This is a genomic window from endosymbiont of unidentified scaly snail isolate Monju (genome assembly GCF_000801295.1).
In the GTDB taxonomy this organism is placed as follows: domain Bacteria; phylum Pseudomonadota; class Gammaproteobacteria; order Chromatiales; family Chromatiaceae; genus MONJU.
In genome coordinates this window covers 1,373,090-1,398,729 of record NZ_AP012978.1, presented here as the reverse complement: position 1 = coordinate 1,398,729, position 25,640 = coordinate 1,373,090, and the positions used below count along the sequence as shown (strand labels likewise).

Here is a 25,640-nt window from a genome sequence, read left to right as displayed (position 1 = left end):
TCAGGCCGCCTTGGCAGACTCTTTCTGTTGGCGATAATACGCCGCTTCCAACTCCGCCGGTGGCACGTTGCCAATAGGCTCCAGCAGCCGCCGGTGGTTGAACCAGTCCACCCACTCCAAAGTGGCATATTCGACCGCCTCCCTATGCTTCCAGGGGCCTCGCCGGTAGATAACCTCGGCCTTGTACAGACCGTTGATCGTCTCTGCCAGAGCGTTGTCATAGGAGTCCCCTCGGCTACCGACCGAGGCATCAATGCCGGCCCCGGCCAGGCGCTCCGTGTAGCGCACCGACAGGTACTGACAGCCTCGGTCACTGTGGTGCACCAGGCCCTCTGTGTCCTGGCGCGACCATAGCGCCTGCTCCAGCGCATCCAGCACCAGGTCGGTCTTCAGCGACCGGGAGACACGCCAGCCCACGATCCGTCGGGCATAGACGTCCACGACAAACGCCACATAGACAAACCCTGTCCAAGTCGCCACGTAGGTAATGTCCGCCACCCACAACTGATTCGGGCGGGTGGCAGTAAACTGCCGCTTCACCCGGTCCAGTGGTCGTTCCGCCGTCGTGTCGCCGATCGTTGTCCGGCAACGGCGGCCTCACACCACACCCCGCAACCCCATGACACGCATCAGACGTTCCACCGTGCAGCGGGCTACCTCGATGCCTTCCCGGTTGAGCTGCCGCCATACCTTCCTGGCACCGTACACCTGGAAGTTCTCTTCCCAGATCCGTCGAATCTCGTCTGACAGGGCGCGATCCCGCTGCAATCGCCGCGGCAGTCGCTGTGGATCGGCCTCACGGGCCTTGTGCTCATAGTAGGTGGACGGGGCGATCGGCAGCACCGCGCAGATCGGCTCGACCCCGTAACGATCCCTGTGATCGTCGATGTACGCGATCATCTCTTCAGTTTGCGGTCGAGCTCCGCCTGGGCAAAAAAAGCCGACGCCGTCTTCAGAATCTCGTTGGCCCGCCTCAGCTCCCGGTTCTCCCGTTCCAAGGCCTTGAGCCGCTCGCGCTCCGACGTCGTCAGACCCTCACGCAGTCCTTGATCACGCTCGGCCTGATGATCAAACACCATGCGAACCGCCCGTTCCCGGACCTCAGGGGAATATCTCTTGCTCGTATCCATAGACTCTATCCTCTCAAGAAATGGAGTCTCCGGGAAACCCGGGGCGGCTCACTGGCGACTCGCCGGCCGCGAGCCAGAGCGTGGATGCAGTGTGGCGGGTCTGATAGGGGCGGCGACGTTCCAGGCCGGCCTTTTCCAACGTGGGGTACCAGACGCGACGCGCCATGTTGCGGTAGTTCAGCGGTTGGCCGTTCCGGCTGCAGAAAACGTAGTCGGATCGACCCCGGGTGAGGTCTTGCTGTCTTGAAAGCGCCTCCACCACGGGGGACGACATCTCGACGTAGCGCTGGGAGCCATCGGTTTTTGTGGTGTCCTGTTTGCCATAGACAAATGTCTCGAAGACGCCGATTTGTCGGCGTTCCAGATCAACGTATTTCCACTTCAGTCCGTTGAGTTCGGAGGTTCTCAGTCCTGTGAAGAAAGCGGTGACGTAATAGGGACGATGACGCTCCGGAACCGCCGAAAGGAAGGCCTGTACCTCGGCGAGCGACAAGGGGTTGACTGTCGAACGTGGCTGGCGCAGCGGTTTCAGATCCCGGATCGGCATCGTGTAATCGAATCGTTCGGCGGCCTCGGACAGGACCTGCCTCAATATGTTCATGATGGCATTGATGCGGGATGGCGAAAGGCCTTTGTCTTTTGCAAGGCTTGCGCGGAAAGCGAGACATTCCGCCTTGGAGATGTCGCCGATCTTCATCGCCCTGAACGCGGGAATGAGGTGCTTGTTGCCGATGTCGGCCACCTTCTGCTGATAGGATCGTTTCCAGCCGATTTCCCGCTCCATGTACCACTGTTCGAAGAACTCGCTGAAACCGGGTGTCGCAACGCAAGGGGTCGCGCCGGGCAAGGCGCGGTGTTCTTCGGCCGACGCGGCATCGCTGGTCGCCGAAGCGATGGGCCTGCTGACGGTGCGGCTGTTTTCCGGCGGGAAGAAGTCCTGATACCGGAAGGATCCGTCCTTGATGGCGCGGTCTATTTTCCTGATCACCGATTCCACGAGGCGGCGGTTGCGTGCCGTGTCGGCCAGTGCCGTGTATTCCCGGTAACGCCGGCCCTGGAAGCGGAAGTCGAAGAAGAGCTTGCCGTTGGTGTGCACGCGAACCTTAGCCATGGCAGAACCCTCCGCCGGCCATGGGGATGGTCATCGATGGTTTGTCTCCTCTCAGGGTGGCTTCGACGTTCTCCCAGATGAAGAGCAGTTTCCGCCCACCCGGCGCGCGGATGTAGTGATGGCCTTCAATGAAGATCCGGTCCTTGAGGTAGTCGCGAATGTGCCGGGTGGGGTAGGGGATGCGCTCCGAGAGCTGTTGCGTGGTGAGGTATGTCGCCATGAATAGTTCCTGAAAAAGTCAAAACGTGCTTGTGACGAACATATCTTTACCCACAAGAACGTTCTTGTCAAGCACGCTTGTGCTCGTGGCGCCGAATATGTGCTTCGTGAGATGATCTCTATGTGCTTATGCCTGACGGGGCTTGTGACATGATTCGTTTCCGGATTCGCGAACTGATGGCAGACAAGACCTTCAATGAAGGCAGACGGGTGACCTTCGAGGAAATCAGCAAGGCGACGGGTATCAACCGGACGGTGCTGTCACGGATGGCGAACCAGCGCGGATACAACACCACGACCGATAACCTGGACCGGCTCTGCGAGTACTTCGGGTGCGATGTGGGGGATATCGCCATCCACGTGAAGGTGGAGCCCGAAAAGGGCTAGGTTTCGGTTTCATGGTGGTGTTCGTTTTCGCCGGGTTGTTTCGGGACCGTGGGCTACGGATGGGCCAAAAATGGGCTACAGATGGGCTACGGGGTGAAAAGCGCATGGTTGTGGCCTTTGATTCGCGGCCTTGTTGGAGGAAAATAGCCGGTGCCAATGCCGAAAGGGTTTTGTGCAGGGCGTTGGATTACCTTGAAAAACAACAGCTTATTTTTTCATTGACTTTTTCTCCGTCCACCGTAGAATTCTGCGCTCGCAGCGACAGGCGCGTAGCTCAGTTGGTTAGAGCACCACCTTGACATGGTGGGGGTCGTTGGTTCGAGTCCAATCGCGCCTACCAAATTTCTTGTGGACCCGGCCGCATGGCCGGGTTTTTTGCGTTCGGGGTGTGCGCTCTGGTGTAATACGTTGTCGTCCATTGTGCAGGTGCCGCCGCCATGTCCCGTCAAGGCTTGATCGAAGAGTGCCTGGAGCGTCTCTGCCAGAAGGGTTGCGCCCAGGTCTGGCACGACATTTCGGCGCTGGAGAAGGGCGAGCCATTGCCCGAGGCGGCAGACCTGTCGGTGAACGAGCGCAGGCAGCTCCTGGCGGAGCTCAAGTCGGTGATGCAGGTGTACAGCTATCGCTGCACCGTGGACTGAGGTACCCGGAGCGGGATCCATGACCGAGCACAAGCGTATCCGCAATGCCGAGTTGCGCGAATGGGTGTATGCGGCCGAGTCGACCATCCATGGCACCGGGTTGTTTGCTGCGCGCGCCATCCGCAAGGGCGAATACATCGGCACCTACTGGGGCCGCAGGTGAAGCGTAATGGCACCTATGTGCTGTGGGTCTATGAAGAAGGCGACGAAGACAATGCCATCGGTCGCAGCGGGCGCAACCTGTTGCGCTACCTCAATCACAGCCGTCCCGGCAACACCGCCTTCGACGGTTTCGATCTGTACGCCACCCGTGCCATCCGGCGTGGCGAGGAACTGACCTTCGACTACCTCGAGTCCGAGTTTGACTGAATCGCGCGATCGTCTCTTCGAGCGTCCCGGTCCGGTCGGGGATTTTGTCTTCGACGCTGCGGTCGCCCGTGTCTTTCCCGACATGATCTCGCGCTCGGTGCCGGGTTATGCCGCCATCATCAACATGATCGAGCTGCTCACCGCACAGCACGCCCAGCCGGGAACCCGCCTGTACGACCTGGGCTGCTCGCTCGGTGCCGCCAGCCTGGCCATGGCGGCAGGACTGGCGTACGACGATTGCAAGATCATTGCAGTGGACAATGCCCCGGCCATGCTGGCGCGTGCGCGCGATTACGTGGCGGACAGCCCGCACCCGGTCCGGCTGGTCGAGGCGGACATCCGTGAGCAGGTTATCGAGAACGCCTCGGTGGTGGTGCTCAATTTCACCCTTCAGTTTCTGCCACGGGACGAGCGAGCCGGCCTGTTGCGCCGCATCCGGGAAGGGTTGGTGCCCGGCGGCATCCTGATCCTGTCGGAGAAGATCGCCGGTGAGACGCCCGAGGCGGATGCGCTGCTGTGCGAGATGCATCACGCCTTCAAGCGCCGGCAGGGTTACAGCGATCTGGAGATCACCCAGAAGCGTGCGGCACTGGAAAAGGTCCTGCTGCCCGAGCGGCTTTCCACCCACCTGGAACGCCTGCACGCGGCCGGATTCCGGCACGCCGACGCCTGGTTCCAGTGCTTCAATTTTGTCTCCATCGTGGCGCGCGCATGATTGCACTCGAACCGGCATGCAGTGCGCTGGCAGAAGCCGGCCTGTCCGAATGGGCCGAGGCGCTGCCGCCCACCTTGGCAGCCCTGCGCCCTCACGGCGACTGGCCGCAATGGCGGGCAGCGTTGGAGGCCATGCCGGCACCGTCCGCCGATGTGCTGAGCCTCGATACGGGCACGATCCAGGTGGGCGGCGCGGTGGACGCGGCCGTGCAGGAGATCCTGCGCGATGCCCTGATGCAGCTGCATCCCTGGCGCAAGGGCCCCTGGCGTCTGCACGGGGTCTTCATCGATACCGAGTGGCGCTCGGACTGGAAATGGGAGCGCCTGGCGCCGCATATTGCACCGCTGGCGGGCCGGCGGGTGCTGGATGTGGGCTGCGGTAACGGCTACCACTGCTGGCGCATGCTCGGTGCGAGAGCGGAGCTGGTCGTCGGTATCGACCCCACGCAGTTGTTCCTTGCCCAGTTTCAGGCGGTCAGTCGCCTGGTGGCGGAGATCGAGCCCGAACTGTTGCGTCGCATCCACCTGTTGCCGCTGGGCATCGAGCAGGTGCCGCCCGGGTTGCGCGCTTTCGACACCGTGTTCTCCATGGGAGTGCTGTACCACCGGCGTTCGCCCATCGATCACCTGTTGGCATTGCGTGATTGTCTGCGCCCCGGGGGGGAGCTGGTACTGGAGACCCTGGTGGTGGAAGGGGACGAACAGACCGTGCTGGTGCCTGGCGAGCGTTATGCGCGCATGCGCAATGTCTGGTTCATCCCCAGCCCGGCGGCCTTGTCGGGTTGGCTGGTGCGTGCCGGCTTCCGCGATGTCCGGGTGGTGGACGTGACTGTGACCTCGGTCGAAGAACAGCGGTCCACGCCGTGGATGCGCTTCCAATCCCTTTCAGACTTTCTCGATCCGGCCGATACAACCCGTACGATTGAAGGGCATCCCGCGCCACGCCGGGCCATTGTGCTGGCGCATTCGAGTTGAGTGATCGAGATATGGTGGCAAGGGCAAAATTCTATATCGGTCAGATCGTGCATCACCGTCGCTTCGACTACCGGGGCGTGGTGATCGACGTGGACCCGGAATTCAATGGTTCCGATGGTTGGTACGACTCGGTGGCCCGTACCCGGCCGAGGCGTGATCAGCCCTGGTACCGGGTGCTGGTGGACGGTGCCGAGCAGGAGACCTACGTGGCCGAATGGCATCTGGAGCCGGATCTGACCGGTGATCCCATACGTCACTCGGCCATCGAACGGGTGTTCACCGGCTATGCCGACGGGCGTTATCTGCCGCCGGTACACTGAAGGAACTTCTGAACAAGTCGTGCACCGGGATCTTGACCCGGAGTGCGCCATTTCGGCGTTGCGAATCTTCGCAACAGCCGGCTGTTCCGTGCCATTCGCGCCTTGAACTGACGCATTCTGACGCCAGGTTCCTGGGCCGAGACTTGTTCCGAGGTGCCTGAACGGTCAGTGATAGCGTCGCATCTGACCGACCAGCACGCCCTGGATCTGTACCTGCGAGGGGTGATAGCGCATGGGTGACATGCTGCTGTTGGCCGGGTGCAGGACGATCTCGCCAGGGCGCTTTTCCAGGCGCTTGAGTGTGGCCTCCTCGCCATCGACCAGGGCGACCACGATCTCGCCGTTGCGTGCGGTATCGCGTTGCTCTATGACGACCCAGTCCCCGTCGAGGATGCCTTCCTCGATCATGGAATCCCCTTTCACCTGCAACACGTAACAGGGGTTCTCGGTGCGCAGCACTGGTGGTACCAGGATGGTGTCGGGATTGGCGATGGCCTCGATCGGCCGGCCGGCCGCGATGTACCCGTACATCGGCAGTTCGTCGCTGTCGTTTGCCTCGATGGTCTGGGTGCGGCCCGAGGCCAGGCGTTTCCCACGGGGTGTAAGACGGATACCTCGCCGCAGGTTGTGCATGGGCTCCACCAGGCCGGCGTCGATCAGTGCCTGGATCTGCTTGTGCAGCGAGCCGCGCGATTTCAGCCCCAGCATCTGGCACAACTCGCCCAGCGTGGGCGGGTGAGGCAGTTTCGGCAGTTGCTCGGCCAGGTAATCGAAGATCTCTTGCTGGCGGCGGGTGAGGCTGGGGGTCATGCGGGGGGGTCCTCGTTCTATATTGGTTCTTCTCGATTATAGAACAGGAGGAGAACCCGTCAATCCGATTCGGACGAAGCGGGCAAGGCGATCACATAGCCGGCACCGTCGGCCGCCGGCAGGCAGCGTGCAATGCGACCGGCACGCCGTGCCTCCAGCAGGAAACGTCCCAGCGGCTGGAACAGGGTCTCGCGCCCGTCGCCGGTGGCCGGCGGAAAGCGCAGCAACAGGCACTGGCCGGGTGGCGCCTCGGCGATCAGGCGTTCCACTTGTGCCAGCGCCGCCGTCTCGTCCGGTTCGTCGAGGTCGATGGTGCGGTCGATGGCACTCGGGTCGAAGGCCATGTTGGCCAGCGGATTTTCGGGGAAATGGGGCATTGAGGCATCCAATGCTGCTATTGTGGGGGCACTTCTATAGTAAGGTCTTGATGCTTTGGTTCAACCATGGAGTAGCAATGGCGGCAACCTACGACGTGATCGTGATCGGCACCGGGCCGGGTGGCGAAGGCGCCTGCATGAAGCTGTCCAAGCAGGGAGTGTCGGTAGCGGCCGTCGAGGCCCAGCCGCAGGTCGGCGGCAACTGTACCCACAAGGGCACCATCCCCAGCAAGACCCTGCGTCATGCCATCCAGTTGCTGGCCGACTACCGGCATCATCCGCTGTTCGAGCATACCCTGGGACACATGGATGTCGGCTGGTCGGAGTTGCTGCGTACCTCGAGCCAGGTGATCGAGCGGCAGGTGAGCATGCGCCATCGTTACTACACCCGCAACCGGGTGGCGTTGTATCACGGGATGGCGCGCTTCATCGATCCGCACTCTCTGGAGGTGGTGCGGGGTGACGGGGAGCAGCAGGTCCTGCGGGCCGATCATTTCGTGATCGCCACCGGCTCGCGTCCTTATCGTCCGCCGGAGATCGACTTCGCACACCCCTGTGTGGTGGACAGCGACACGGTGCTCGAGCTGAAGCGCACGCCCCGGCGCGTCACCATCTACGGGGCCGGGGTGATCGGTTGCGAATATGCTTCCATCTTCGCCAACCTGGACGTCAAGGTGAATCTGGTCAATACGCGCGACCGCCTGCTGTCGTTTCTCGACGACGAGATCACCGACGCCCTGGGTTATCACCTGCGCGACCAGGGCGTGGTGATCCTTCATAACGAACGGGTCGCGCGAGTGGAATATCTGGACGACGGCGTCGTGCTGCACTGTGCCTCGGGCAAGCAGATCCGCTCCGATCTGCTGTTCTGGGCCAACGGGCGTACCGGCAACACCGACCAGCTGAACCTGGAGGCCATCGGGCTGGAGGCCAATTCGCGTGGGCAGCTCGAGGTGGACGAGAACTTTCGTACCGCGCAGTCACACATCTACGCGGTGGGCGATGTGGCCGGACCGCCGGGGTTGGCCAGCGCCAGCTATGATCAAGGACGTTTCGTTGGCCACCTGATCGCCCAGGGCGAGGTGGACTACCGCTTGATCGAGGAGGTGCCTGCCGGCATCTTCACCAGTCCCGAGATCAGCTCGATCGGTCGCACCGAGCGCGAACTGACCGAGCAGAACGTGCCCTACGAGGTTGGGCGGGCCGAGTTCAAGAACCTGGCGCGGGCGCAGATCGCAGGCCGTGACGTGGGCATGCTCAAGCTGCTGTTCCACCGTGAGACCCTGCAGCTGCTGGGCATCCACTGCTTTGGTGAACAGGCCTCGGAGATCGTGCACATCGGCCAGGCTATCATGGCGCAGCCGGGGGAGGCGAACAGCATTCGCTATTTTGCCAACACCACCTTCAACTACCCGACCATGGCCGAGGCCTACCGGGTGGCGGCGCTGTACGGTCTGAACCGGGTCAGCGGATTGTGAACAGTTTGTGGAAGTTGGCCACCTCGAGCACGCTGCGGATCGTCTCGTTGGCGCCGGTGATGGTGACGCGCGCCGAATCACCGCCGGCATAGTCGCGCAGTTGCAACAGCATGCCCAGCCCGGCGCTGTCCATGTAGTCGGACTGTCGCAGATCGATCTCGAACTGTGCGCCGGCAGGACAGGATTGATAGGTTTCGCGGAATTCGCGATTGAGGTCGAAGGTGAAGTCGCCCTGGATGGCGATGGAAATCTTGTTGCCGTCGTTCTTGACTCGGATCCGGTTCATTTGGGCCTTGTATTGAAAATTTTCGAAGCTTGAAGGTGTCGCGATTGCCTCAAAAGCCCTAGACTGCTGAGGCCCTAACACGCAACCCAGTCTAACCATTTTTCTGGTCGATGGTAAGAAGATCATGAGCGAGTACATCCTGCGTCTGCACGAGGTGCAGATGAGCGACGTGGACAAGGTCGGCGGCAAGAATGCGTCGCTTGGCGAGATGCTGCGCAACCTCACCGCCGATGGCCTGGTCCGGGTGCCTGACGGTTTTGCCACCACGGCACAGGCCTACCGCGAGTTCCTGGCCCACGATGGCCTGGCCGAGCGCATCGACGCGTTGCTCGCGGAGCTGGACGTGGGTGATGTGCGCCGCCTGGCCCAGGTTGGGGCGCAGGTCCGGCAATGGATACTCGAGACGCCCTTTCCACCCGCCTTCGAGCGGGCGCTGGAGGCAACCTACCGCGAGCTGGAGGCCGAGTACGGGGCCGAGGCGAGCTGGGCGGTGCGCTCCTCGGCCACCGCAGAAGACCTGCCGGAGGCCTCCTTCGCCGGCCAGCAGGAGACCTTCCTCAACGTGCAGGGCCTGGAGAACGTCAAGCAAGCGGTGCACGAGGTGTTCGCCTCGCTGTTCAACGACCGCGCCATTGCCTACCGGGTGCACCAGGGCTTCGATCACAGCCAGGTGGCGCTGTCGGCCGCGGTACAGAAGATGGTGCGTTCCGACATCGGCGCCTCGGGGGTGATGTTCACCCTGGATACCGAGAGCGGCTTCCGTGACACCGTATTCATCACCGGCAGCTATGGGTTGGGCGAAATGGTGGTGCAGGGCGCTGTCAATCCCGACGAGTTCCACGTCCACAAGCCCACCCTGGAGGCAGGGCGGCCGGCGGTGTTGCGGCGCACCCTGGGTGCCAAGGCGATCAAGATGGTATATGCCGTCGGCGGTGACAGCCCGGTGCAGGTGGTGGACGTGCCCGAGGCCGAGCGCAACCGGTTCTGCATTGACGATGCTCAGGTCCAGGAGCTGGCGCGCCAGGCAATGGCCATCGAACGGCATTACCAGCGTCCCATGGATATCGAGTGGGCGCTCGACGGCCTCGATGGACAGCTCTACATCGTGCACGCGGCCGGAGACCGTGCAGAGCCACAGCGGCCGGGTGCTGGAGCGTTACGCGTTGAAGGAGCGTGGCCCGGTGCTGGCCGAGGGGCGCTCCATTGGCGCGCGTATCGGCCAGGGCGCGGCGCGGGTCATCCTCAGCCTGGACGAGATGGACAAGGTGCAGGAAGGTGATGTGCTGGTCACCGACATGACCGATCCCGACTGGGAGCCGATCATGAAGCGTGCCGCGGCCATCGTCACCAACCGCGGTGGGCGTACCTGTCATGCCGCCATCATCGCGCGCGAACTGGGTGTGCCCGCGGTGGTCGGCTGCGGGGACGCCACGGCCAGCATCCCGGATGGCGCCGAGGTCACCGTGTCCTGCGCCGAGGGGGATACCGGCCTGGTCTACGAGGGGCAGCTGCCCTTCGAGGTGCACCGCGTCGAGCTCGACTCGATGCCCGAGGTGCCGGTGAAGATCATGATGAACGTCGGCAATCCCGAGCGCGCCTTCAGCTTCGCGCAGATCCCCAACCACGGGGTCGGGCTGGCGCGGCTGGAGTTCATCGTCAACAACATGGTCGGCATTCACCCGCAGGCACTGCTCGAGTTCGAGCGGCTCGATGCCGGGCTGCGCGCGCAGCTCGCCGAACGCATCGCCGCCTGGGGCGGGCCGCGTGAGTACTTCATCAAGCGTGTGGCCGAGGGCGTGTCCACCATCGCCGCCGCCTTTGCGCCGCAGCCGGTGATCCTGCGCCTGTCGGACTTCAAGTCCAACGAGTACGCCAATCTGCTCGGCGGCGAACTTTACGAGCCGCACGAGGAGAACCCCATGATCGGCTTCCGCGGGGCCTCGCGCTATCTCAGCGAGCGTTTCCGCCCCTGCTTCGAGATGGAATGCGAAGCCATCCGTTACGTGCGCGAGACCATGGGCCTGAAGAACCTGCAGATCATGGTGCCCTTCGTGCGCACGCTCGAGGAGGCCGAGGGGGTGATCGCCCTGCTCGCGGACAACGGCCTGCGGCGCGGCGAGGACGGGCTGAAGATCATCATGATGTGCGAGCTGCCGTCGAACGCGGTGCTGGCCGACGAATTCCTTGCCCACTTCGACGGCTTCTCCATCGGTTCCAATGACATGACCCAGCTCACCCTGGGGCTGGATCGCGACTCGGCGCTGGTCGCCGATCGTTTCGACGAGCGCAACCCGGCGGTGCTGAAGATGCTGGAGATGGCCATCGACGCCGCGCGCCGGGCGGGCAAGTACATCGGTATCTGCGGCCAGGGACCCTCTGACCATCCCGACCTGTCCGAATGGCTGGTGGCGAAGGGCATCGAGTCGCTCTCGCTCAATCCCGACACACTGTGGTCGATACCTGGCTGCGCCTGGCCAGACGCGATACCGACTGAAGCATGCGCTCCCTGCTGCTGTTCCGGCACGGCAAGGGCAAGTCCGACTGGGACTCCGATGCGGCGGATCTCGAGCGGCCGCTGAAGGGGAAGGGCAAACGTGCGGCGAAGCGCATGGGGCGTTGGCTGGCCGAGGCCGGGGAGCTGCCCGATCTCGCGCTCAGTTCGCCGGCGCTGCGCGCACGCGACACCCTGCGGCGCGCGCACCGTGCCGGCGGCTGGGAGTGCCCGGTCGCGATCCGCGACACGCTCTACGTCTTCGACGGTGAGGACCTGCTGACCTTTCTGCAAGGATTCGACCAGCCGGTTCGACGCCTGCTGCTCACCGGCCACCAACCGGCGCTGGGCGAGTTGGTTGCCCTGCTGGCCGGGGGCGGGCGCCTGCGTTTCCCCACTGCCGCCATGGCGCGCATCGACCTGGCCATCGACGACTGGGCGGCAGTCCGCCCCGGCTGCGGGGAGCTGCGCTGGCTGGTGCCGCCGCGTGTCCTGGCCTGATCAGCCGGCCAGTACCAGCAGGATCACCGCGCCGAGCAGCAGCCGGTAGATCACGAAGGGCCACATGCCGATGCGCTCGATGAAGGCGAGGAAGTAATGGATGCAGGCCCAGGCAGTGAGCGCGGAAAGTCCCACGGCCGAGGCCAGCACTGTCGGATCCACCGTTTCGGGTGCGGCAAGCACGTCGCGCAGGATCAGGATGGAGGAGCCGAGGATGGTCGGTATCGACAGCAGGAAGGAGAAGCGTGCGGCGGCCTCGCGGGTGAAGCCCAGCATCAGACCGGCGGTCATGGTGATGCCGGAGCGCGAGGTGCCGGGCACCAGTGCCAGCACCTGCGCCAGGCCGATCAGCAGTGCATCGCGGATGCCCAGTCGCGCGATGTCGCGCTCGCGCTGCGCACGCCAGTCGGCCCAGCCCAGCAACAGGCCGAAAACGATGGTGGTGGCGGCGATGATCCACGCCTGGCGCAACTCCGACTCGACGAAGTCCTTGAGCAGCAGACCGACCACAACCACCGGCAGTACGCCGATGATGATGGCCCACCCCAGGCGTGCCTCGGGGTTGGCCGGGCGGCTCGCTGGCAGGGCGATCAACCAGCCACGGGCGATCTGCCAGATGTCGCGCCGGAAATAGCCGACCACCGCGATCAGTGTGCCGAAGTGGACCGCCACGTCCAGTACCAGGCCCTGATCGGCAAAGCCGAACAGGTGCGGGGCCAGGATCAGGTGGCCGGAGCTCGAGATGGGCAGGAATTCGGTGAGGCCCTGCACCAGTGCGAGCAGGAGGATCTGCATCGGGTCCATGATGTTTCGCCGGGTGGAGTGAGGGCCGCGATTATAACTTGCCGTTCCAGCGCCACAAGCTGACCCGTGGCTGGCGACTCGCCGGCTGCCAGGCCAGGCAGGCGGGCAGGCCCTCGACCTCGAATATCCGGCAGGCCGGTGGGGTGCCGGTCGGGCGCTGGCCGAACAGGCCGCCGCCCAGACATTTCTGACGGGCCTCCATAGCGGTCCACAGGCGAAAGAAGTGGGCCGGATCCCGGCCGCCGGCCTCCCAGGCCCGGTAGTCGTCGGCATCGAACAGGCGGCGGGCGATACGCTCGGCGTGTCGTAGCGGGCGTGGCGATTCGCAATCGATGCCGAGCGACAGGTCGCGCGAGACCGCGATCAGCAGCTGGCCGCCGGCATGGCTGAGGTTGAAGTGCAGCAGATCCTCTCGCAGGGCGGGCTTGCCGCTCGGCGCGAGCACGATGGGGACGGCCTGTGGCGTACAGCCGAGATAGTGTCCGAGCAGGTGGCGCAGCAGGCTGCGCGTGGCGCAGAAGTCGGTTGGTGGTGTGGCCGAACCGAGGCGCGCACGTTCGCCATCGGCCAGCCAGTCGCGGCGGCAGGGCAGGGCAGCCAGCCGGGCGTGCCAGACGTGGATCTCGTCGGCGGCCAGCGGGGGCGGTTCGGCGCGGGGGTACCACTCTGTCGGCTTCGTCGGCATGTCGGCAATGGTACTATCTCCGCTCTCTCGAACCGCATGAATCGCCGTGACCGCTCGCTCCCTGCCCGACGACATTGCTGTCCCCAGTATCGAGCGCCGCCAGGTGTCGCTGGCCGGCGTCGACCTGCCTGCCGACCTGCCCGAGGTATTGCGGCGCATCTACGCCGCGCGTGGGGTACGCGAGGCGCGGGAACTGGAACGCTCCCTCTCGGCCCTGATCCCGCCGGGGCGCATGACCGGCGCAGACCGTGCGGCGGCCCGCATCGCCGACGTCATGGAGGTCGGCGGCCGCCTGTTGGTGGTGGGTGACTTCGATGCCGATGGCGCCACCAGTTGCGCCCTGAGCCTGCTGGCGGTGCGCGCCATGGGTCATGCCGACATCGAGTGCCTGGTGCCCAATCGCTTCGAGTACGGCTATGGCCTGACACCCGAAATCGTGGCCCTGGCGTGCGAGCGCGCGCCTGACCTGCTGATCACCGTGGATAACGGCATCTCCAGCATCGAGGGCGTGGACGCGGCCAATGCCGCCGGAATCCCCGTGATCGTCACCGACCATCACCTGCCGGGCGAGCGCCTGCCGGAGGCGGCGGTGATCGTGAACCCCAACGCGCCCGGCAACGACTTTCCTTCCGGGGCCATTGCCGGGGTGGGAGTGATCTTCTATGTGCTGCTGGCCTTGCGCGCCGAGCTGCATCGCCGGGACTGGTTTGCACGGCGCGGCATCGAGCCGCCGAACATGGCGCAGTTCCTCGACCTGGTGGCCCTGGGAACGGTGGCCGATGTGGTGCCCCTGGATCACAACAACCGCATTCTCGTGCACCAGGGCCTGGCGCGCATCCGCGCAGGCGACTGCCGGCCCGGCATCCTCGCCCTGCTGGAGGCCGCCGGGCGCGACCACAGGAGGGTGCGGGCCGCGGACATGGGTTTTGCAGTGGGGCCCCGCCTCAACGCCGCTGGCCGACTGGATGACATGTCACGCGGCATTGCCTGCCTGCTGGCCGATTCGCTCGAGGTTGCCCGGCCGCTGGCGCAGGAACTGGACCGCCTCAACCGCGAGCGCCGCCAGATCGAGCAGGGCATGCAACGCCAGGCCGAGGCCATGCTCGCCGAGTGGCGGCCCGAGGGCGAGCTCGACTGGGGCCTGTGTTTGTTCCGCGAGGACTGGCACCAGGGGGTGATCGGTATCCTCGCCTCGCGCATCAAGGAGCGTTGTCACCGGCCGGTGATCGCCTTTGCCGCGGCCGACGGAGAGTGGTTGAAGGGCTCTGCGCGCTCCATCCCCGGTCTGCACATCCGCGATGCGCTGGATGCGGTGGCGGCGCGGCACCCGGACCTGCTGGAGAAGTTCGGCGGGCATGCCATGGCCGCGGGACTGAGCCTGCGTCGCGAGCATCTCGCCGCCTTTGCGCGGGCCTTCGATGCGGTGGTGCGCGACAGGCTCACGCCCGAGGACCTGCAGCCGCTGATACCCTCGGACGGCGAGGTGGCGCCGGAGGCGCTGAACCTGGAGACGGCGCGGCAGATCGCTGCTGGTGCTCCCTGGGGCCAGGCCTTTCCCGAGCCGCTGTTCGACGGCTGTTTCGAGATCCTCTCTTCGCGCATCGTTGGTGAGCAGCACTGGAAGCTGGTAGTGCGTCCCGAAGGTGGCGATCAGGCACTCGACGCCATTGCCTTCCGCGCCGTGGAGCGTCATCCTGAACTACCGCCACGTGCGCGTCTAGCCTATCGCCTGGATGTCAACGAGTGGCGCGGGCGCGAGAGCTTGCAACTGCTCATCGAACACCTGGAGCCGGCATGACCGAGGAAAAAACGCCACGCGAACGAGGCCAGCGCCCCAATAAGACCGCGCTCAAGCGCGAGATCGCCGCCCGCGCCGAGCTGCTCGAACGGGCCACCGGGCTGAACGACCACGAGCTGGCGCGCCTCGGCCTGGATGAAGACGCCATCGCCGAGATCGGCAAGGTCCGCGCCATCCGTCCCTCGGGCGCGCGCAAGCGCCAGCTCAAGTACTGCCTCAAGCAACTGGCCGACGAGGACTTCGACAACCTGCGGATCTATCTGGAAGACCTGGAAGACCGGCAGTCGCAGCAGGTCGAGGTCAACCGGGTCTTTCACCGCCTTGAGCGCTGGCGCGACCGCCTGATCGCCGAGGGCGACGCGCTGATCGGCGAGGCGGCGGCCGAGTGGCCGGGGCTTGACCGCCAGCAGCTTCGGCAACTGATCCGCGACGCGCGCCGCGAGCGCGACACCGGCAAGCCCGCAGGGGCATCGCGCCGGTTGTTCCGTCACCTGCGTGAGCTGAGTGGCCTGTAGGCGGTCGAATGGTTTGCGGCGGGGACGCTGCTCCTGCCCTGCAGGAGGCCCGTCCTCGGGCTGAACGGTCCGCGGGCGTTTCCGGGTCCCGTTGTGCTGCATCCGGGCTACTACGCTACTATTGGATTGAAACAAATCATGCTAGCCGACGGTCCCTGTCGCCGCCCGCGGGTGTTAAGGTAGACAACAGGCATCGCGTTACCCTCATCAACCATGTGGACCACGAACATGTCACTCAAGGGTGCCGGGGACCGGCCCGTTCATCTGAACCTGTTGCAGATCCGTCTCCCCGTCGCCGGGGTGATGTCCATCGTGCACCGCATCACCGGGGTGCTGATGTTCCTGGCGGTGCCTTTCATGATCTATCTGCTCGATCGTTCCTTGCGTAGCGAGGCCGAGTTCCGGCAGATCGCCGACTGGTTGCACAGCCCGCTGGGCGCGATGCTGTTGTTCGGCCTGCTGTGGTCGGTGTTGCATCACCTGCTGGCCGGCCTGCGTTACCTGCTGATCGACGTGGATCTGGGCGTGGACAAGACCATGGCGAGTATCACCGCCTGGCTGGTACTGTTGGCCGCGCCGCTGTTCGCATTGTTGCTTGCATGGGGGCTGTTATGAGTCGTACGGCATCGGGCCTGCGCGCCTGGGTGTTGCAACGCATCACGGCCATCTACCTCGGCCTGTTCACCCTGTACCTGCTGGCGCTGATGCTGGCGGGCGGGCATGGCGACTGGCGCCATTGGCGCGACCTGTTCGCGCAGCCGCTGATGTCAGTGGCCACCCTGCTGTATGTGCTGGCCCTGCTGTTGCATGCCTGGATAGGCATGCGTGACGTGTTGCTCGACTACGTGCGCCCGCTGGCCTTGCGTATCTCCCTGCTGGCACTGGTCGGCTTCGGACTGGTGGCCTGTGGCCTGTGGGCCGCGCAGGCGCTGCTGCTCGCGAGGTTGCACTCATGACCCTGGCGCGCAGACGTTTCGATGCCTTGATCATCGGTGCCGGTGGCGCTGGCCTGAACGCCGCCCTGCAACTGGCGGATTCGGATTTCCGGGTCGCCGTGGTCTCCAAGGTGTTTCCCACCCGTTCGCATACCGTGGCCGCGCAGGGCGGGGTGAATGCGGCGTTAGCCAACGTGTTGCCCGACAACTGGCACTGGCACATGTTCGATACCGTGAAGGGTTCGGACTGGCTCGGCGACCAGGACGCCATCGAGTACATGTGCCGCGAGGCCATTCCCACGGTGTATGAGCTGGAACACGCCGGGGTGCCGTTCTCGCGCCTGGACAATGGCAAGATCTACCAGCGCGCCTTCGGCGGCCAGAGCCAGAACTTCGGTGGTCCCCAGGCGGCGCGCACCTGCGCCGCGGCCGACCGTACCGGGCATGCCATCCTGCATACCCTGTATCAGCAGAACCTGCGCGCGCGTACCCATTTCTTCGACGAATACTTTGCCATCGACCTGATCCGCGACGACGAAGGCGCCATCCTCGGCGCCCTGGTGCTGGAGATCGAGAATGGTGAGCCGCTGTTGATCGAGGCCAAGGCTACGGTGCTGGCCACCGGCGGTTGTGGGCAGGTGTTCCGTACCACTTCCAATGCGCACATCAATACCGGCGACGGCATGGCGATGGCGCTGCGTGCCGGCATTCCGCTGATGGACATGGAGTTCTTCCAGTTCCATCCCACCGGTATCGCCGGCAAGGGCATGCTCATCACCGAAGGGGTGCGCGGGGAGGGCGGTTACCTGATCAACAAGGACGGCGAACGCTTCATGGAGCGCTACGCCCCCAACGCCAAGGACCTGGCCAGTCGCGATGTGGTTTCGCGCGCCATCGTCACCGAGGTCAAGGAGGGGCGGGGCTGCGGTCCGAATGGCGATCACGTGTTGCTCAAGCTGGATCACCTGGGTGAGGAGATCATCAACCAGCGTCTGCCCGGAATCCGCGAGACCGGGCGCATCTTCGCCGGGGTGGATGCGCCGAAGGAACCGCTGCCGGTATTCCCGACCGCGCACTATGCCATGGGCGGCATCCCCACCGACCGCTTCGGGCGGGTGCTGGTGCCGCACGGGACCGGTGAGGAGGTCGTTCCGGGTCTGTATGTTGCGGGCGAGTGCGCCTGTGTCTCGGTGCATGGCGCCAACCGCCTGGGTGGGAATTCCCTGCTCGACATCCTGGTGTTCGGGCGTGCCGCCGGCCTGGACCTGCGCGAGCAGCTCGGCCGTCATCACCGGCCGCTCGACGAGGCCAGTGTGGAGCAGGCCATGGCGCGCCTGAACCGCTGGGATCGCAAGGGCGACGGGCCCACGGTGCGCGAACTGCGCGACGCCTTCCGCAAGGCGATGGAGGATCACGCCGGTGTCTTCCGCACCGAGGAGATCATGAGCGAGGGACTGGAACAGCTGCGCGCGCTGCGAGAGGAACTCGACGCCGTGTGTCTGCGTGATCATTCGCGGATCTTCAACACCGCGCGTATCGAGGCGCTGGAGCTGGAGAACCTGATCGACTGCGGCATGGCGATCGCGGTCTCGGCGCTGGCGCGGCGCGAGAGCCGGGGCGCGCACTCGCGGCCCGACTATCCCGAGCGTGACGATGTGAACTGGATGAAACACACCCTGTACTTCCGCGAGGACGATCGTCTCGACTACAAGCCGGTACACACCCGGCCGCTGACCGTCGAGAGCTTCCCGCCGAAGGAAAGGGTGTACTGAAGAGGGCCTGTACCGTGCAATTCCTGGTCTCGCGCTACAACCCGGAGTCCGACGAGGCGCCGCATCTGCAGTCCCTCGAGATCGAGACCTGGCGCGGCATGATGCTGCGTGACGCCTTGCTCGAGATCAAGCGTCAGGACGAGTCCTTCGCCTTTCGTCATTCCTGCGGCGAGGGGGTGTGCGGCTCGGATGCGGTAAACGTCAATGGCAGCAACCGCCTGGCCTGTATCACCGCGGTAGCCGACCTCAAGGCGCCGGTAACTGTCCGGCCGTTGCCGGGGCGGCCTATCGTCCGCGACCTGGTGGTGGACATGAGCCAGTTCTATGCGCAGTACCGCGCGGTCACGCCCTGGTTGGTGCGCAAGGATCCCATGCCCGAGCAGGAGATTCGTCAAAGTCCGGCCGAGCGCGAGCGTCTCGACGGTCTGTACGAATGTATCCTTTGCGGTTGCTGCTCGACCGCCTGCCCGTCCTTCTGGTGGAACCCCGACAAGTTCCATGGGCCGCAGGCACTGCTCACTGCCTGGCGTTTTCTCGCCGACAGCCGCGACCAGGCCACCGAGGAACGGCTCGACGCACTCGAAGGTCCTTACCGGCTGTTCCGCTGTCACACCATCATGAATTGCGTCGAGGTCTGCCCCAAGGGCCTGAATCCCACCCGCGCCATCGGGCATATCAAGCAACTGATGCTCGGACATGCCATCTGAGCGGGAACTGGCGCGCCTGCGCTGGCAATGCCGGCGCGGCATGCTCGAACTCGACGAGATCCTGCTGGCTTACCTGGAACGTCACTATGCCACTGCGGCCGCCGCGGAGCAGGCGGCCTTCCGGTGCCTGCTCGGTGAAGAAAATCCTCAGCTCCAGCGCTGGCTGCTGCTCGATGAACGCCCTGCCGATGCTCGGCTCCATGCCCTGGTGGAGCATCTGCGGCGCCTGACTCCCGCCGACTGATTGTCGACAATATTGAGCTTTCAAATCCAGATTCCTGTTGTATGAGGCGGATCATGCGCTATATTGTCGACAATCTGGTCGCTTTCCTCCTCCCTTGTGAGGGGGCGAGAGGGCGAAGCGGGTAAAGCGCGGTATGGGGTTTCCGTTTCCCCTCGACAAGGGGGGTGGAGGCCTCAGGGTGCTGGTTGAGAGAAAAAACATCATGCAGCCATGGCAAGGGGGAGACATGGACCGCTACCACGAGATCTACGAACGTTCGTTACGCGACCCCGAGGGGTTCTGGGGCGAGGCAGCGCAGGCGCTGGAATGGCACAAGCCGTGGGAGCAGGTGCTCGACCGCACGACGAAGCCGGTGCCGCGCTGGTTCGTCGGTGGTGAGTTCAATACCTGCCACAACGCCTTGGATCGGCACGTGGCCGCGGGGCGCGGTGACCAGGATGCGCTGATCTGGGACTCGCCGGTAACCGAGAGCAAGCGCCGCTACACCTATGCGCAACTGCGCGACGAAGTGGCGCGCTTCGCCGGGGTACTGCGCGGGCTGGGCGTGGAGAAGGGCGACCGGGTACTGATCTACATGCCCATGGTGCCCGAGGCGACCATTGCCATGCTGGCTAGCGCGCGCCTGGGGACCATTCACTCGGTGGTGTTCGGCGGCTTCGCGGCGCGCGAGCTGGCGACTCGTATCGAGGACGCCGAGCCGAAGGTGATCGTCAGCGCCTCCTGCGGCATCGAGCCGAACCGCATCGTCGAATACAAGCCCTTGCTCGACGAGGCGATCGCCAGTGTGTCGCACAAGCCCGAGCATTGCGTCATCCTGCAACGCCCGCGGCGACCAGCAAGCATGATCGACGGCCGTGACGTCGACTGGGCGCAGGCGACGGCTACTGCCGAGCCTGCCGACTGCGTGCCGGTGGCGGCCACCGATCCACTCTATATCCTCTACACCTCGGGCACCACGGGCCAGCCCAAGGGCGTGGTGCGCGACAACGGTGGGCATGCGGTGGCCATGTTGTGGTCGATGCACAATATCTACGACGTGCGCGCCGGCGACCTGTTCTGGGCCGCCTCGGACGTGGGCTGGGTGGTTGGTCACAGCTACATCGTCTACGGTCCGCTGCTGGCCGGCTGTACCACCGTGATGTACGAAGGCAAGCCGGTGGGCACGCCCGATCCCGGCGCCTTCTGGCGGGTGATCTCGGAATACGGGGTGAAGGTGCTGTTCACTGCCCCTACAGCCTTTCGCGCGATCAAGAAGGAAGACCCCGAGGGCGAGTACCTGGCGCAATACGATCTCTCGTGCATGCGCGCCCTGTTCCTCGCGGGCGAACGCTGCGATCCCGACACCCTGGGCTGGGCGCAGGAAAAGCTGGGCAAGCCGGTGATCGATCACTGGTGGCAGACCGAGACCGGCTGGGCCATCGCCGCCAATCCGCTGGGTATCGAGGTGTTGCCGGTCAAGCCCGGTTCGCCGAGTGTGCCCATGCCCGGCTACGACGTGCGCATCCTCGATGAGCAGGGCGAAGAGCTGCCGGCCGGGGAGATGGGGAACATCGTCATCCGCCTGCCGCTACCGCCTTCCTGTCTGCCCACCCTGTGGCGCAACGATCAGCGTTTCATCGAGAGCTACCTGGCGCGCTATCCCGGGTTCTATCTCACCGGCGACGCGGGCTACCGCGACGAGGACGGCTACCTGTGGATCATGAGCCGTACCGACGATGTCATCAATGTCGCCGGGCATCGCCTGTCTACCGGCGCCATGGAGGAGGTGCTGGCCAGCCACCCGGACGTGGCCGAATGCGCGGTGATCGGTGTGGCCGACGCGCTCAAGGGACAGTTGCCGCTGGGCCTGGTGGTGCTCAAGGCCGGGGCGCAGAAGGCGGGCGAGGTGCTGTGCGCCGAGCTGGTCGCACTGGTGCGCGAACGCATCGGCCCGGTGGCCGCCTTCAAGCAGGTGGCGGTGGTCGCGCGTCTGCCCAAGACGCGCTCGGGCAAGATCCTGCGCGGCACCATGGCGAAGATTGCCGACGGCGCCGAGTGGCGCATGCCGGCGACCATCGACGACCCGGCCATTCTCGACGAGATCACCGAGGCGTTGCGCGGCCTGGGTTATGCGGGAAGCGGCGAATGAGTGTCTGCGCCGAGTCCGCGGTCACCCTGTCGCAGCGCATCTTCTGCGAGTTGCGCGAGGCCATCGTCGAGGGCGCCATCCCGCCGGGCAGCAAGATCAGCGAGGCCGAGCTGGCGGCGCGCTTCGGCATCAGTCGCGGGCCGCTGCGCGAGGCCATCGGTCAGCTTGCTGCGATGGGCCTGATCGAACGCCGGCCCAACGTGGGTGCGCGGGTGGTCGAGTTGAGCCGCGCGCGCCTGATCGACATCTTCCACGTGCGCGAGGCGCTGGAGGGCACCGCCGCGCGCCAGGCCGCGGCACGCATGGACCGGCAGGCGGTGGCACAACTGCGCGAGACGCTCGATGCCCACGAGCAGCAGATCCGCGAGGATGCGGGGCATGCCTATTTCCAGGCGCCGGGTGATGTGGATTTCCACTACCGGGTCATCCAGGGCAGCGGCAATGCCTACCTGGTCAAGCTGCTGTGCAATGACCTCTACTACCAGGTCCGCATGTACCGCTGCCAGTGCGGCATGCGCAGCGAGCGCGGACCGGCGGCACTGAACGAGCACCGGGGCATCGTCGATGCCATCGAACGCGGCGATGGCGAAATGGCCGAGCTGTTGATGCGCGCCCACATCCGCGCCTCGCGCGAGAACGTGGAGCGCATGCTCGGGCAGGGACGGTGCGCGGTGCTGGATTGACGCGACCCCAATGAAACAGGTGAAAAGACATCATGACATGTGACTCCCCCGGCCGGCGCTTCCGCCAGGCCATCGAACAGGAAAGGCCCCTGCAATGCGTGGGGGCGATCAACGCCTATCATGCCCGTTTGGCCGAGGCCTCCGGCTTTCGTGCGCTGTACCTCTCGGGTGGTGGTGTGGCTGCGGGTTCCTGCGGCATCCCGGACCTGGGCATCACCACGCTCGAGGACGTGCTCACCGACCTGCGGCGCATCACCGACGTGACCGAACTGCCGGTGCTGGTGGACGCGGATACCGGCTGGGGCGGGGCCTTCAACATTGCGCGCGCCGTGCGTTCGCTTATCAAGTGCGGTGCGGCAGCCATGCACATCGAGGACCAGGTGGCGCAGAAGCGCTGCGGTCATCGCCCGAACAAGGCCATCGTGCCCGTGCAGGAGATGGTCGATCGCATCAAGGCGGCGGTCGATGCGCGTACTGACCCCGAGTTCGTGGTGATGGCGCGCACCGACGCGCTGGCAGTGGAGGGCATGGAGTCGGCCATCGAGCGCGCGGTCGCGTGCGTCGAGGCCGGAGCCGACATGATCTTCCCCGAGGCCATGACCACGCTCGAACAGTACCGCGAGTTCGTCGAGGCGGTGGGCGTGCCGGTGCTGGCGAACATCACCGAGTTCGGTGCCACGCCGCTGTTCACCGTGGAGGAACTGGCCTCGGCTGGCGTACATATCGCGCTCTACCCGCTATCGGCCTTCCGTGCCGCCAACGCCGCGGCGTTGCGCGTCTACCAGGTGCTGCGCGAGCAGGGCACCCAGCGTGCGGTGCTCGACAGCATGCAGACCCGTGAGGAGTTGTACGCCTTTCTCGGTTATCACGACTACGAGCGCAAGCTCGACGAGCTGTTCGCCGCCGAGGCGGCACAACCGCAGGAGCCGACATCATGAATGCACAGACACTTCCCCGTGCCAAGAAATCCGTTGCCCTGTCCGGTACCGTGGCCGGCAATACTGCCATCTGTACCGTGGGGCGCAGTGGCAACGATCTGCACTATCGCGGGTACGACATCCGCGACCTGGCCGCCGCCTGCGAGTTCGAGGAGGTGGCCTATCTGCTGATCCACGGCGAGTTGCCCGATGCCGCCACGCTGGCGGCCTACAAGGCGAAGCTGCGTGCCCTGCGCGGGCTGCCGCCGGCACTGCGCCAGGCACTCGAGGCCCTGCCGCCGGCGGCGCATCCGATGGACGTGCTGCGCACCGGTTGCTCGGTGCTCGGCTCGTTACAGCCCGAAGCGCCTGACCAGCCGGCGGCGGAGGCGCGCGACCTGATCGATCGCCTGATGGCGGCCTTTCCTTCCATGCTGCTGTACTGGTACCACTTCGCGCAGAACGGCCGGCGCATCGAGGTCGAGACCGACGACGAGAGCATCGGTGCGCACTTCCTGCATCTGCTGCACGGCGAGGCGCCGCGAGCCTCCTGGGTGCGCGCCATGCATACCTCGCTGATCCTGTATGCCGAGCACGAGTTCAACGCCTCGACCTTCACCGCACGGGTGATCGCCGGCACCGGGTCCGATTTGTATTCGGCCATCACCGGGGCCATCGGCGCCTTGCGCGGGCCGAAGCACGGCGGGGCCAACGAGGAAGCCCATCGCATCCAGGCGCGTTACCGGGATGCCGACGAGGCCGAGGCCGACATCCGCGAGCGCGTGGCGCGGCGCGAGATCGTCATCGGCTTTGGTCACCCGGTCTACACCGTGGGCGACCCGCGCAACGACATCATCAAGGCGGTGGCACGCGAGCTGTCGGAAGAGAACAGCGATCTCACCCGTTACCATATCGCTGAGCGTCTGGAGGCGGTAATGTGGGAACTCAAGCACATGTTCCCCAACCTCGACTGCTTCTCGGCGGTATCCTACGGACAGATGCGCATCCCCACCGACCTGTTCACCCCGCTGTTCGTTATCGCGCGCGTCGCCGGCTGGGGCGCGCACGTCATCGAGCAGCGCGAGGACGGCAAGATCATCCGTCCCTCGGCACACTACACCGGGCCCGAGAACCGCACCTTCGTGCCCCTGGCCCAACGCTGATCATTCGACAGGAGTTGTTATGTCCAAGGCTGCCGTGCTGGACGCTGCGCGTCCCGAATTCGATGCTGTGATCCGCGACATCGCCGACTATGTGCTCGACTACGATGTCACCCGTTCCGAAGAGGCCATGCAGACCGCCCGCTACTGCTGGATGGATACCATCGGCTGTGGGCTGTACGCCCTGAACTACCCGGCCTGCACCAAGCTGCTGGGCCCGGTGGTGCCTGGCGCCCTGTTGCCCGGCGGTGCGCGCGTGCCCGGTACCTCCTACGAGCTGGACCCGGTGCGCGCGGCCTGGAACATCGGCGCCATGGTGCGCTGGCTGGACTACAACGACACCTGGCTGGCGGCCGAGTGGGGCCATCCCTCGGACAATCTCGGCGCCATCCTCGCGCTCGCCGATTGGCTCTCGCGCCGCCGGCTGGCACGTGGCGAGCCCTCGCTCACCCTGCGTGAGGTGATCGAGGCCATGATCCAGGCCCACGAGATCCAGGGGGTGATCGCGCTGGAGAACAGCTTCAACCGCGTCGGCCTGGACCACGTGATGCTGGTGCGCATCGCCTCTACCGCGGTGGCCGCGCGCATGCTGGGCTGCTCGCGCGAGGAGATCCGCAACGCCGTCTCGCACGCCTGGATCGACGGCTCGGCACTGCGTACCTATCGGCATGCCCCGAATACCGGTTCGCGCAAGTCCTGGGCTGCGGGCGACGCCTCGGCACGCTGCTTGTTCCTGGCCCTGCTTGCCGAGCGTGGCGAGATGGGTTATCCCTCGGCGATCACCGCGCCGACCTGGGGCTTCCAGGATGTGCTGTTCAAGGGACAGGAACTGCGCTTCAGCCAGTCCTATGGCACCTATGTGATGGAGAACATCCTGTTCAAGATCAGCTTCCCGGCCGAGTTCCATGCGCAGACCGCGGTGGAGGCGGCGCTGGCGCTGCACCCGCAGGTTCGCGACCGGCTCGACCAGATCGAGCGCATCGTCATCGAGACTCAGGAGTCGGCCGACCGCATCATCAACAAGACCGGTCCGCTGGACAACCCGGCCGACCGCGACCACTGCCTGCAGTACATGGTGGCCGTGCCCCTGGTCTTCGGCCGCCTCACCGCCGAGGACTACGAAGACGAGGTGGCTGCCGACCCGCGCATCGACGCCCTGCGCGAACGCATGGAGGTGGTGGAGAATCCGCGCTTCACCCGCGAGTACCTGGAGCCCGACAAGCGCGCCATCGGCAACGCGGTGCAGGTGTTCTTCCGCGACGGCAGCGCCACCGACAAGGTGGTGGTGGACTACCCGGTCGGCCATCGCCGGCGTCGCGATGAGGGCATCCCGCTACTGGTGGAGAAGTTCGAACGCTATGTGCGCGGCCGGCTGTCGCCCAAGCATGCCGAGCGTCTGCTGGCGATCTGCGCCGACCAGGAGCGCTTCGAGCAGACCAGCGTGGACGAGGTGATGGCGCTGATGGTGGTCTGAGGGCCGGGC

Annotated in this window: 28 protein-coding genes, 1 tRNA gene, 2 pseudogenes and 1 other annotated feature; of the genes and pseudogenes, 23 read left to right on the top strand and 8 right to left on the bottom strand. The window is 65.2% G+C overall.

The genetic code is table 11. The features are described from left to right. The 3 genes and pseudogenes from EBS_RS13610 to EBS_RS06710 all read right to left on the bottom strand — a co-directional run bounded on the left by EBS_RS13610 (position 1) and on the right by EBS_RS06710 (position 2,461). Positions 1-1,130: pseudogene (locus EBS_RS13610) on the bottom strand (IS3 family transposase). Further along, positions 826-942: a sequence feature (AL1L pseudoknot), on the bottom strand. It overlaps the preceding pseudogene by 117 nt. Positions 1,131-1,143: 13 nt before the next feature. Continuing rightward, positions 1,144-2,241, bottom strand: coding sequence for an Arm DNA-binding domain-containing protein (locus EBS_RS06715; RefSeq protein ID WP_052199371.1), 1,098 nt, complete (start codon positions 2,239-2,241; stop codon positions 1,144-1,146). Then, entirely contained in the window at positions 2,234-2,461 is a 228-nt protein-coding gene (locus EBS_RS06710) for a hypothetical protein (protein ID WP_043107925.1), read from the bottom strand. Before EBS_RS06710 ends, EBS_RS06715 begins: the two co-directional genes overlap by 8 nt. A gap of 149 nt (positions 2,462-2,610) precedes the next feature. Here EBS_RS06710 and EBS_RS06705 point away from each other — a divergent pair, with 149 nt between their 5' ends. The 8 genes from EBS_RS06705 to hspQ all read left to right on the top strand — a co-directional run bounded on the left by EBS_RS06705 (position 2,611) and on the right by hspQ (position 5,866). Then, positions 2,611-2,847 carry a helix-turn-helix domain-containing protein gene (locus EBS_RS06705; RefSeq protein WP_043107923.1) on the top strand — a complete coding sequence of 79 codons (237 nt, stop codon included), beginning with the start codon at positions 2,611-2,613 and terminating at the stop codon, positions 2,845-2,847. Between the two features lie 263 nt (positions 2,848-3,110). Further along, positions 3,111-3,187 (top strand) — tRNA-Val (locus EBS_RS06700). 97 nt (positions 3,188-3,284) lie between these two features. Continuing rightward, positions 3,285-3,488, top strand: a complete 204-nt coding sequence (locus EBS_RS06695; RefSeq protein ID WP_043107922.1) for a hypothetical protein — start codon at positions 3,285-3,287, stop codon at positions 3,486-3,488. A 19-nt stretch (positions 3,489-3,507) separates the two neighbouring features. Next, positions 3,508-3,651: an SET domain-containing protein gene (locus EBS_RS14580; RefSeq protein WP_231892775.1), complete on the top strand. Its 144-nt coding sequence runs from the start codon at positions 3,508-3,510 to the stop codon at positions 3,649-3,651. Continuing rightward, entirely contained in the window at positions 3,648-3,857 is a 210-nt protein-coding gene (locus EBS_RS14575) for an SET domain-containing protein-lysine N-methyltransferase (RefSeq protein ID WP_231892774.1), read from the top strand. Before EBS_RS14580 ends, EBS_RS14575 begins: the two co-directional genes overlap by 4 nt. After that, positions 3,850-4,572, top strand: a complete 723-nt coding sequence (gene cmoA / locus EBS_RS06685; RefSeq protein WP_043107921.1) for a carboxy-S-adenosyl-L-methionine synthase CmoA — start codon at positions 3,850-3,852, stop codon at positions 4,570-4,572. Before EBS_RS14575 ends, cmoA begins: the two co-directional genes overlap by 8 nt. After that, positions 4,569-5,546, top strand: coding sequence for a tRNA 5-methoxyuridine(34)/uridine 5-oxyacetic acid(34) synthase CmoB (cmoB, locus tag EBS_RS06680; protein WP_043107919.1), 978 nt, complete (start codon positions 4,569-4,571; stop codon positions 5,544-5,546). The genes cmoA and cmoB overlap by 4 nt, the downstream gene beginning before the upstream one ends. Positions 5,547-5,557: 11 nt before the next feature. Beyond that, positions 5,558-5,866, top strand: a complete 309-nt coding sequence (gene hspQ / locus EBS_RS06675) for a heat shock protein HspQ (RefSeq protein ID WP_043107918.1) — start codon at positions 5,558-5,560, stop codon at positions 5,864-5,866. A gap of 165 nt (positions 5,867-6,031) precedes the next feature. Here hspQ and lexA read toward each other — a convergent pair whose 3' ends face one another. Both lexA and EBS_RS12900 read right to left on the bottom strand, forming a co-directional pair. Further along, a complete protein-coding gene (lexA, locus tag EBS_RS06670; RefSeq protein WP_043107917.1) occupies positions 6,032-6,676 on the bottom strand; it encodes a transcriptional repressor LexA in 645 nt (214 codons plus the stop codon). 59 nt (positions 6,677-6,735) lie between these two features. Beyond that, positions 6,736-7,053: a hypothetical protein gene (locus EBS_RS12900; RefSeq protein ID WP_052199370.1), complete on the bottom strand. Its 318-nt coding sequence runs from the start codon at positions 7,051-7,053 to the stop codon at positions 6,736-6,738. A 77-nt stretch (positions 7,054-7,130) separates the two neighbouring features. Between EBS_RS12900 and sthA the strand changes: the two genes are divergently transcribed. Beyond that, entirely contained in the window at positions 7,131-8,531 is a 1,401-nt protein-coding gene (gene sthA, locus EBS_RS06660; protein WP_043107915.1) for a Si-specific NAD(P)(+) transhydrogenase, read from the top strand. On the opposite strand, the gene EBS_RS06655 is transcribed toward sthA, so the two are convergent. Further along, positions 8,518-8,817, bottom strand: coding sequence for an STAS domain-containing protein (locus EBS_RS06655; protein WP_043107913.1), 300 nt, complete (start codon positions 8,815-8,817; stop codon positions 8,518-8,520). The genes sthA and EBS_RS06655 overlap by 14 nt on opposite strands. A 124-nt stretch (positions 8,818-8,941) precedes the next feature. On the opposite strand from EBS_RS06655, the pseudogene ppsA reads away from it, so the two are divergent. Further along, positions 8,942-11,311 (top strand): annotated as a pseudogene (gene ppsA, locus EBS_RS06650) (phosphoenolpyruvate synthase). Between the two features lie 3 nt (positions 11,312-11,314). Then, on the top strand, positions 11,315-11,809 hold the full coding sequence (locus EBS_RS06645) for a SixA phosphatase family protein (protein ID WP_043107912.1): 495 nt from the start codon (positions 11,315-11,317) through the stop codon (positions 11,807-11,809). Here the strand turns inward: EBS_RS06645 and EBS_RS06640 are convergent, their stop codons facing one another. Further along, positions 11,810-12,613 (bottom strand): undecaprenyl-diphosphate phosphatase, encoded by an 804-nt coding sequence (locus tag EBS_RS06640; protein WP_043107911.1) that lies wholly within the window; start codon positions 12,611-12,613, stop codon positions 11,810-11,812. Between the two features lie 31 nt (positions 12,614-12,644). Beyond that, the gene (locus EBS_RS12895; RefSeq protein WP_052199369.1) at positions 12,645-13,298 is read right to left on the bottom strand and encodes a 4'-phosphopantetheinyl transferase family protein; all 654 of its coding nucleotides are present in this window, start codon (positions 13,296-13,298) and stop codon (positions 12,645-12,647) included. A gap of 88 nt (positions 13,299-13,386) precedes the next feature. Between EBS_RS12895 and recJ the strand changes: the two genes are divergently transcribed. The 12 genes from recJ (at position 13,387) to prpD (ending at position 25,631) form a co-directional block, all read left to right on the top strand. Further along, positions 13,387-15,096 (top strand): single-stranded-DNA-specific exonuclease RecJ, encoded by a 1,710-nt coding sequence (gene recJ, locus EBS_RS06630; protein ID WP_043109377.1) that lies wholly within the window; start codon positions 13,387-13,389, stop codon positions 15,094-15,096. Then, positions 15,093-15,611, top strand: a complete 519-nt coding sequence (gene yjgA / locus EBS_RS06625) for a ribosome biogenesis factor YjgA (RefSeq protein WP_043107910.1) — start codon at positions 15,093-15,095, stop codon at positions 15,609-15,611. The genes recJ and yjgA overlap by 4 nt, the downstream gene beginning before the upstream one ends. Before the next feature lie 228 nt (positions 15,612-15,839). Next, a complete protein-coding gene (gene sdhC / locus EBS_RS06620; protein ID WP_043107909.1) occupies positions 15,840-16,226 on the top strand; it encodes a succinate dehydrogenase, cytochrome b556 subunit in 387 nt (128 codons plus the stop codon). Next, positions 16,223-16,567: a succinate dehydrogenase, hydrophobic membrane anchor protein gene (gene sdhD, locus EBS_RS06615; RefSeq protein ID WP_043107907.1), complete on the top strand. Its 345-nt coding sequence runs from the start codon at positions 16,223-16,225 to the stop codon at positions 16,565-16,567. Before sdhC ends, sdhD begins: the two co-directional genes overlap by 4 nt. Next, positions 16,564-18,318 carry a succinate dehydrogenase flavoprotein subunit gene (sdhA, locus tag EBS_RS06610; protein ID WP_043107904.1) on the top strand — a complete coding sequence of 585 codons (1,755 nt, stop codon included), beginning with the start codon at positions 16,564-16,566 and terminating at the stop codon, positions 18,316-18,318. Before sdhD ends, sdhA begins: the two co-directional genes overlap by 4 nt. A gap of 14 nt (positions 18,319-18,332) precedes the next feature. Next, complete coding sequence (locus tag EBS_RS06605; protein WP_043107903.1) at positions 18,333-19,025, top strand: succinate dehydrogenase iron-sulfur subunit; 693 nt, start codon at positions 18,333-18,335, stop codon at positions 19,023-19,025. Then, the gene (locus tag EBS_RS06600) at positions 19,015-19,269 is read left to right on the top strand and encodes an FAD assembly factor SdhE (RefSeq protein ID WP_043107901.1); all 255 of its coding nucleotides are present in this window, start codon (positions 19,015-19,017) and stop codon (positions 19,267-19,269) included. Before EBS_RS06605 ends, EBS_RS06600 begins: the two co-directional genes overlap by 11 nt. Before the next feature lie 202 nt (positions 19,270-19,471). Continuing rightward, a complete protein-coding gene (locus EBS_RS06595; RefSeq protein WP_269446332.1) occupies positions 19,472-21,397 on the top strand; it encodes a propionyl-CoA synthetase in 1,926 nt (641 codons plus the stop codon). Continuing rightward, entirely contained in the window at positions 21,394-22,080 is a 687-nt protein-coding gene (locus EBS_RS06590; RefSeq protein ID WP_043107899.1) for a GntR family transcriptional regulator, read from the top strand. Before EBS_RS06595 ends, EBS_RS06590 begins: the two co-directional genes overlap by 4 nt. A gap of 32 nt (positions 22,081-22,112) precedes the next feature. Next, positions 22,113-23,018 carry a methylisocitrate lyase gene (gene prpB, locus EBS_RS06585; protein ID WP_043107898.1) on the top strand — a complete coding sequence of 302 codons (906 nt, stop codon included), beginning with the start codon at positions 22,113-22,115 and terminating at the stop codon, positions 23,016-23,018. Then, positions 23,015-24,160, top strand: a complete 1,146-nt coding sequence (gene prpC / locus EBS_RS06580) for a bifunctional 2-methylcitrate synthase/citrate synthase (protein WP_043107895.1) — start codon at positions 23,015-23,017, stop codon at positions 24,158-24,160. Before prpB ends, prpC begins: the two co-directional genes overlap by 4 nt. A gap of 19 nt (positions 24,161-24,179) precedes the next feature. Next, positions 24,180-25,631 (top strand): 2-methylcitrate dehydratase, encoded by a 1,452-nt coding sequence (gene prpD / locus EBS_RS06575; protein ID WP_043107893.1) that lies wholly within the window; start codon positions 24,180-24,182, stop codon positions 25,629-25,631. Positions 25,632-25,640 lie beyond the last annotated feature (9 nt).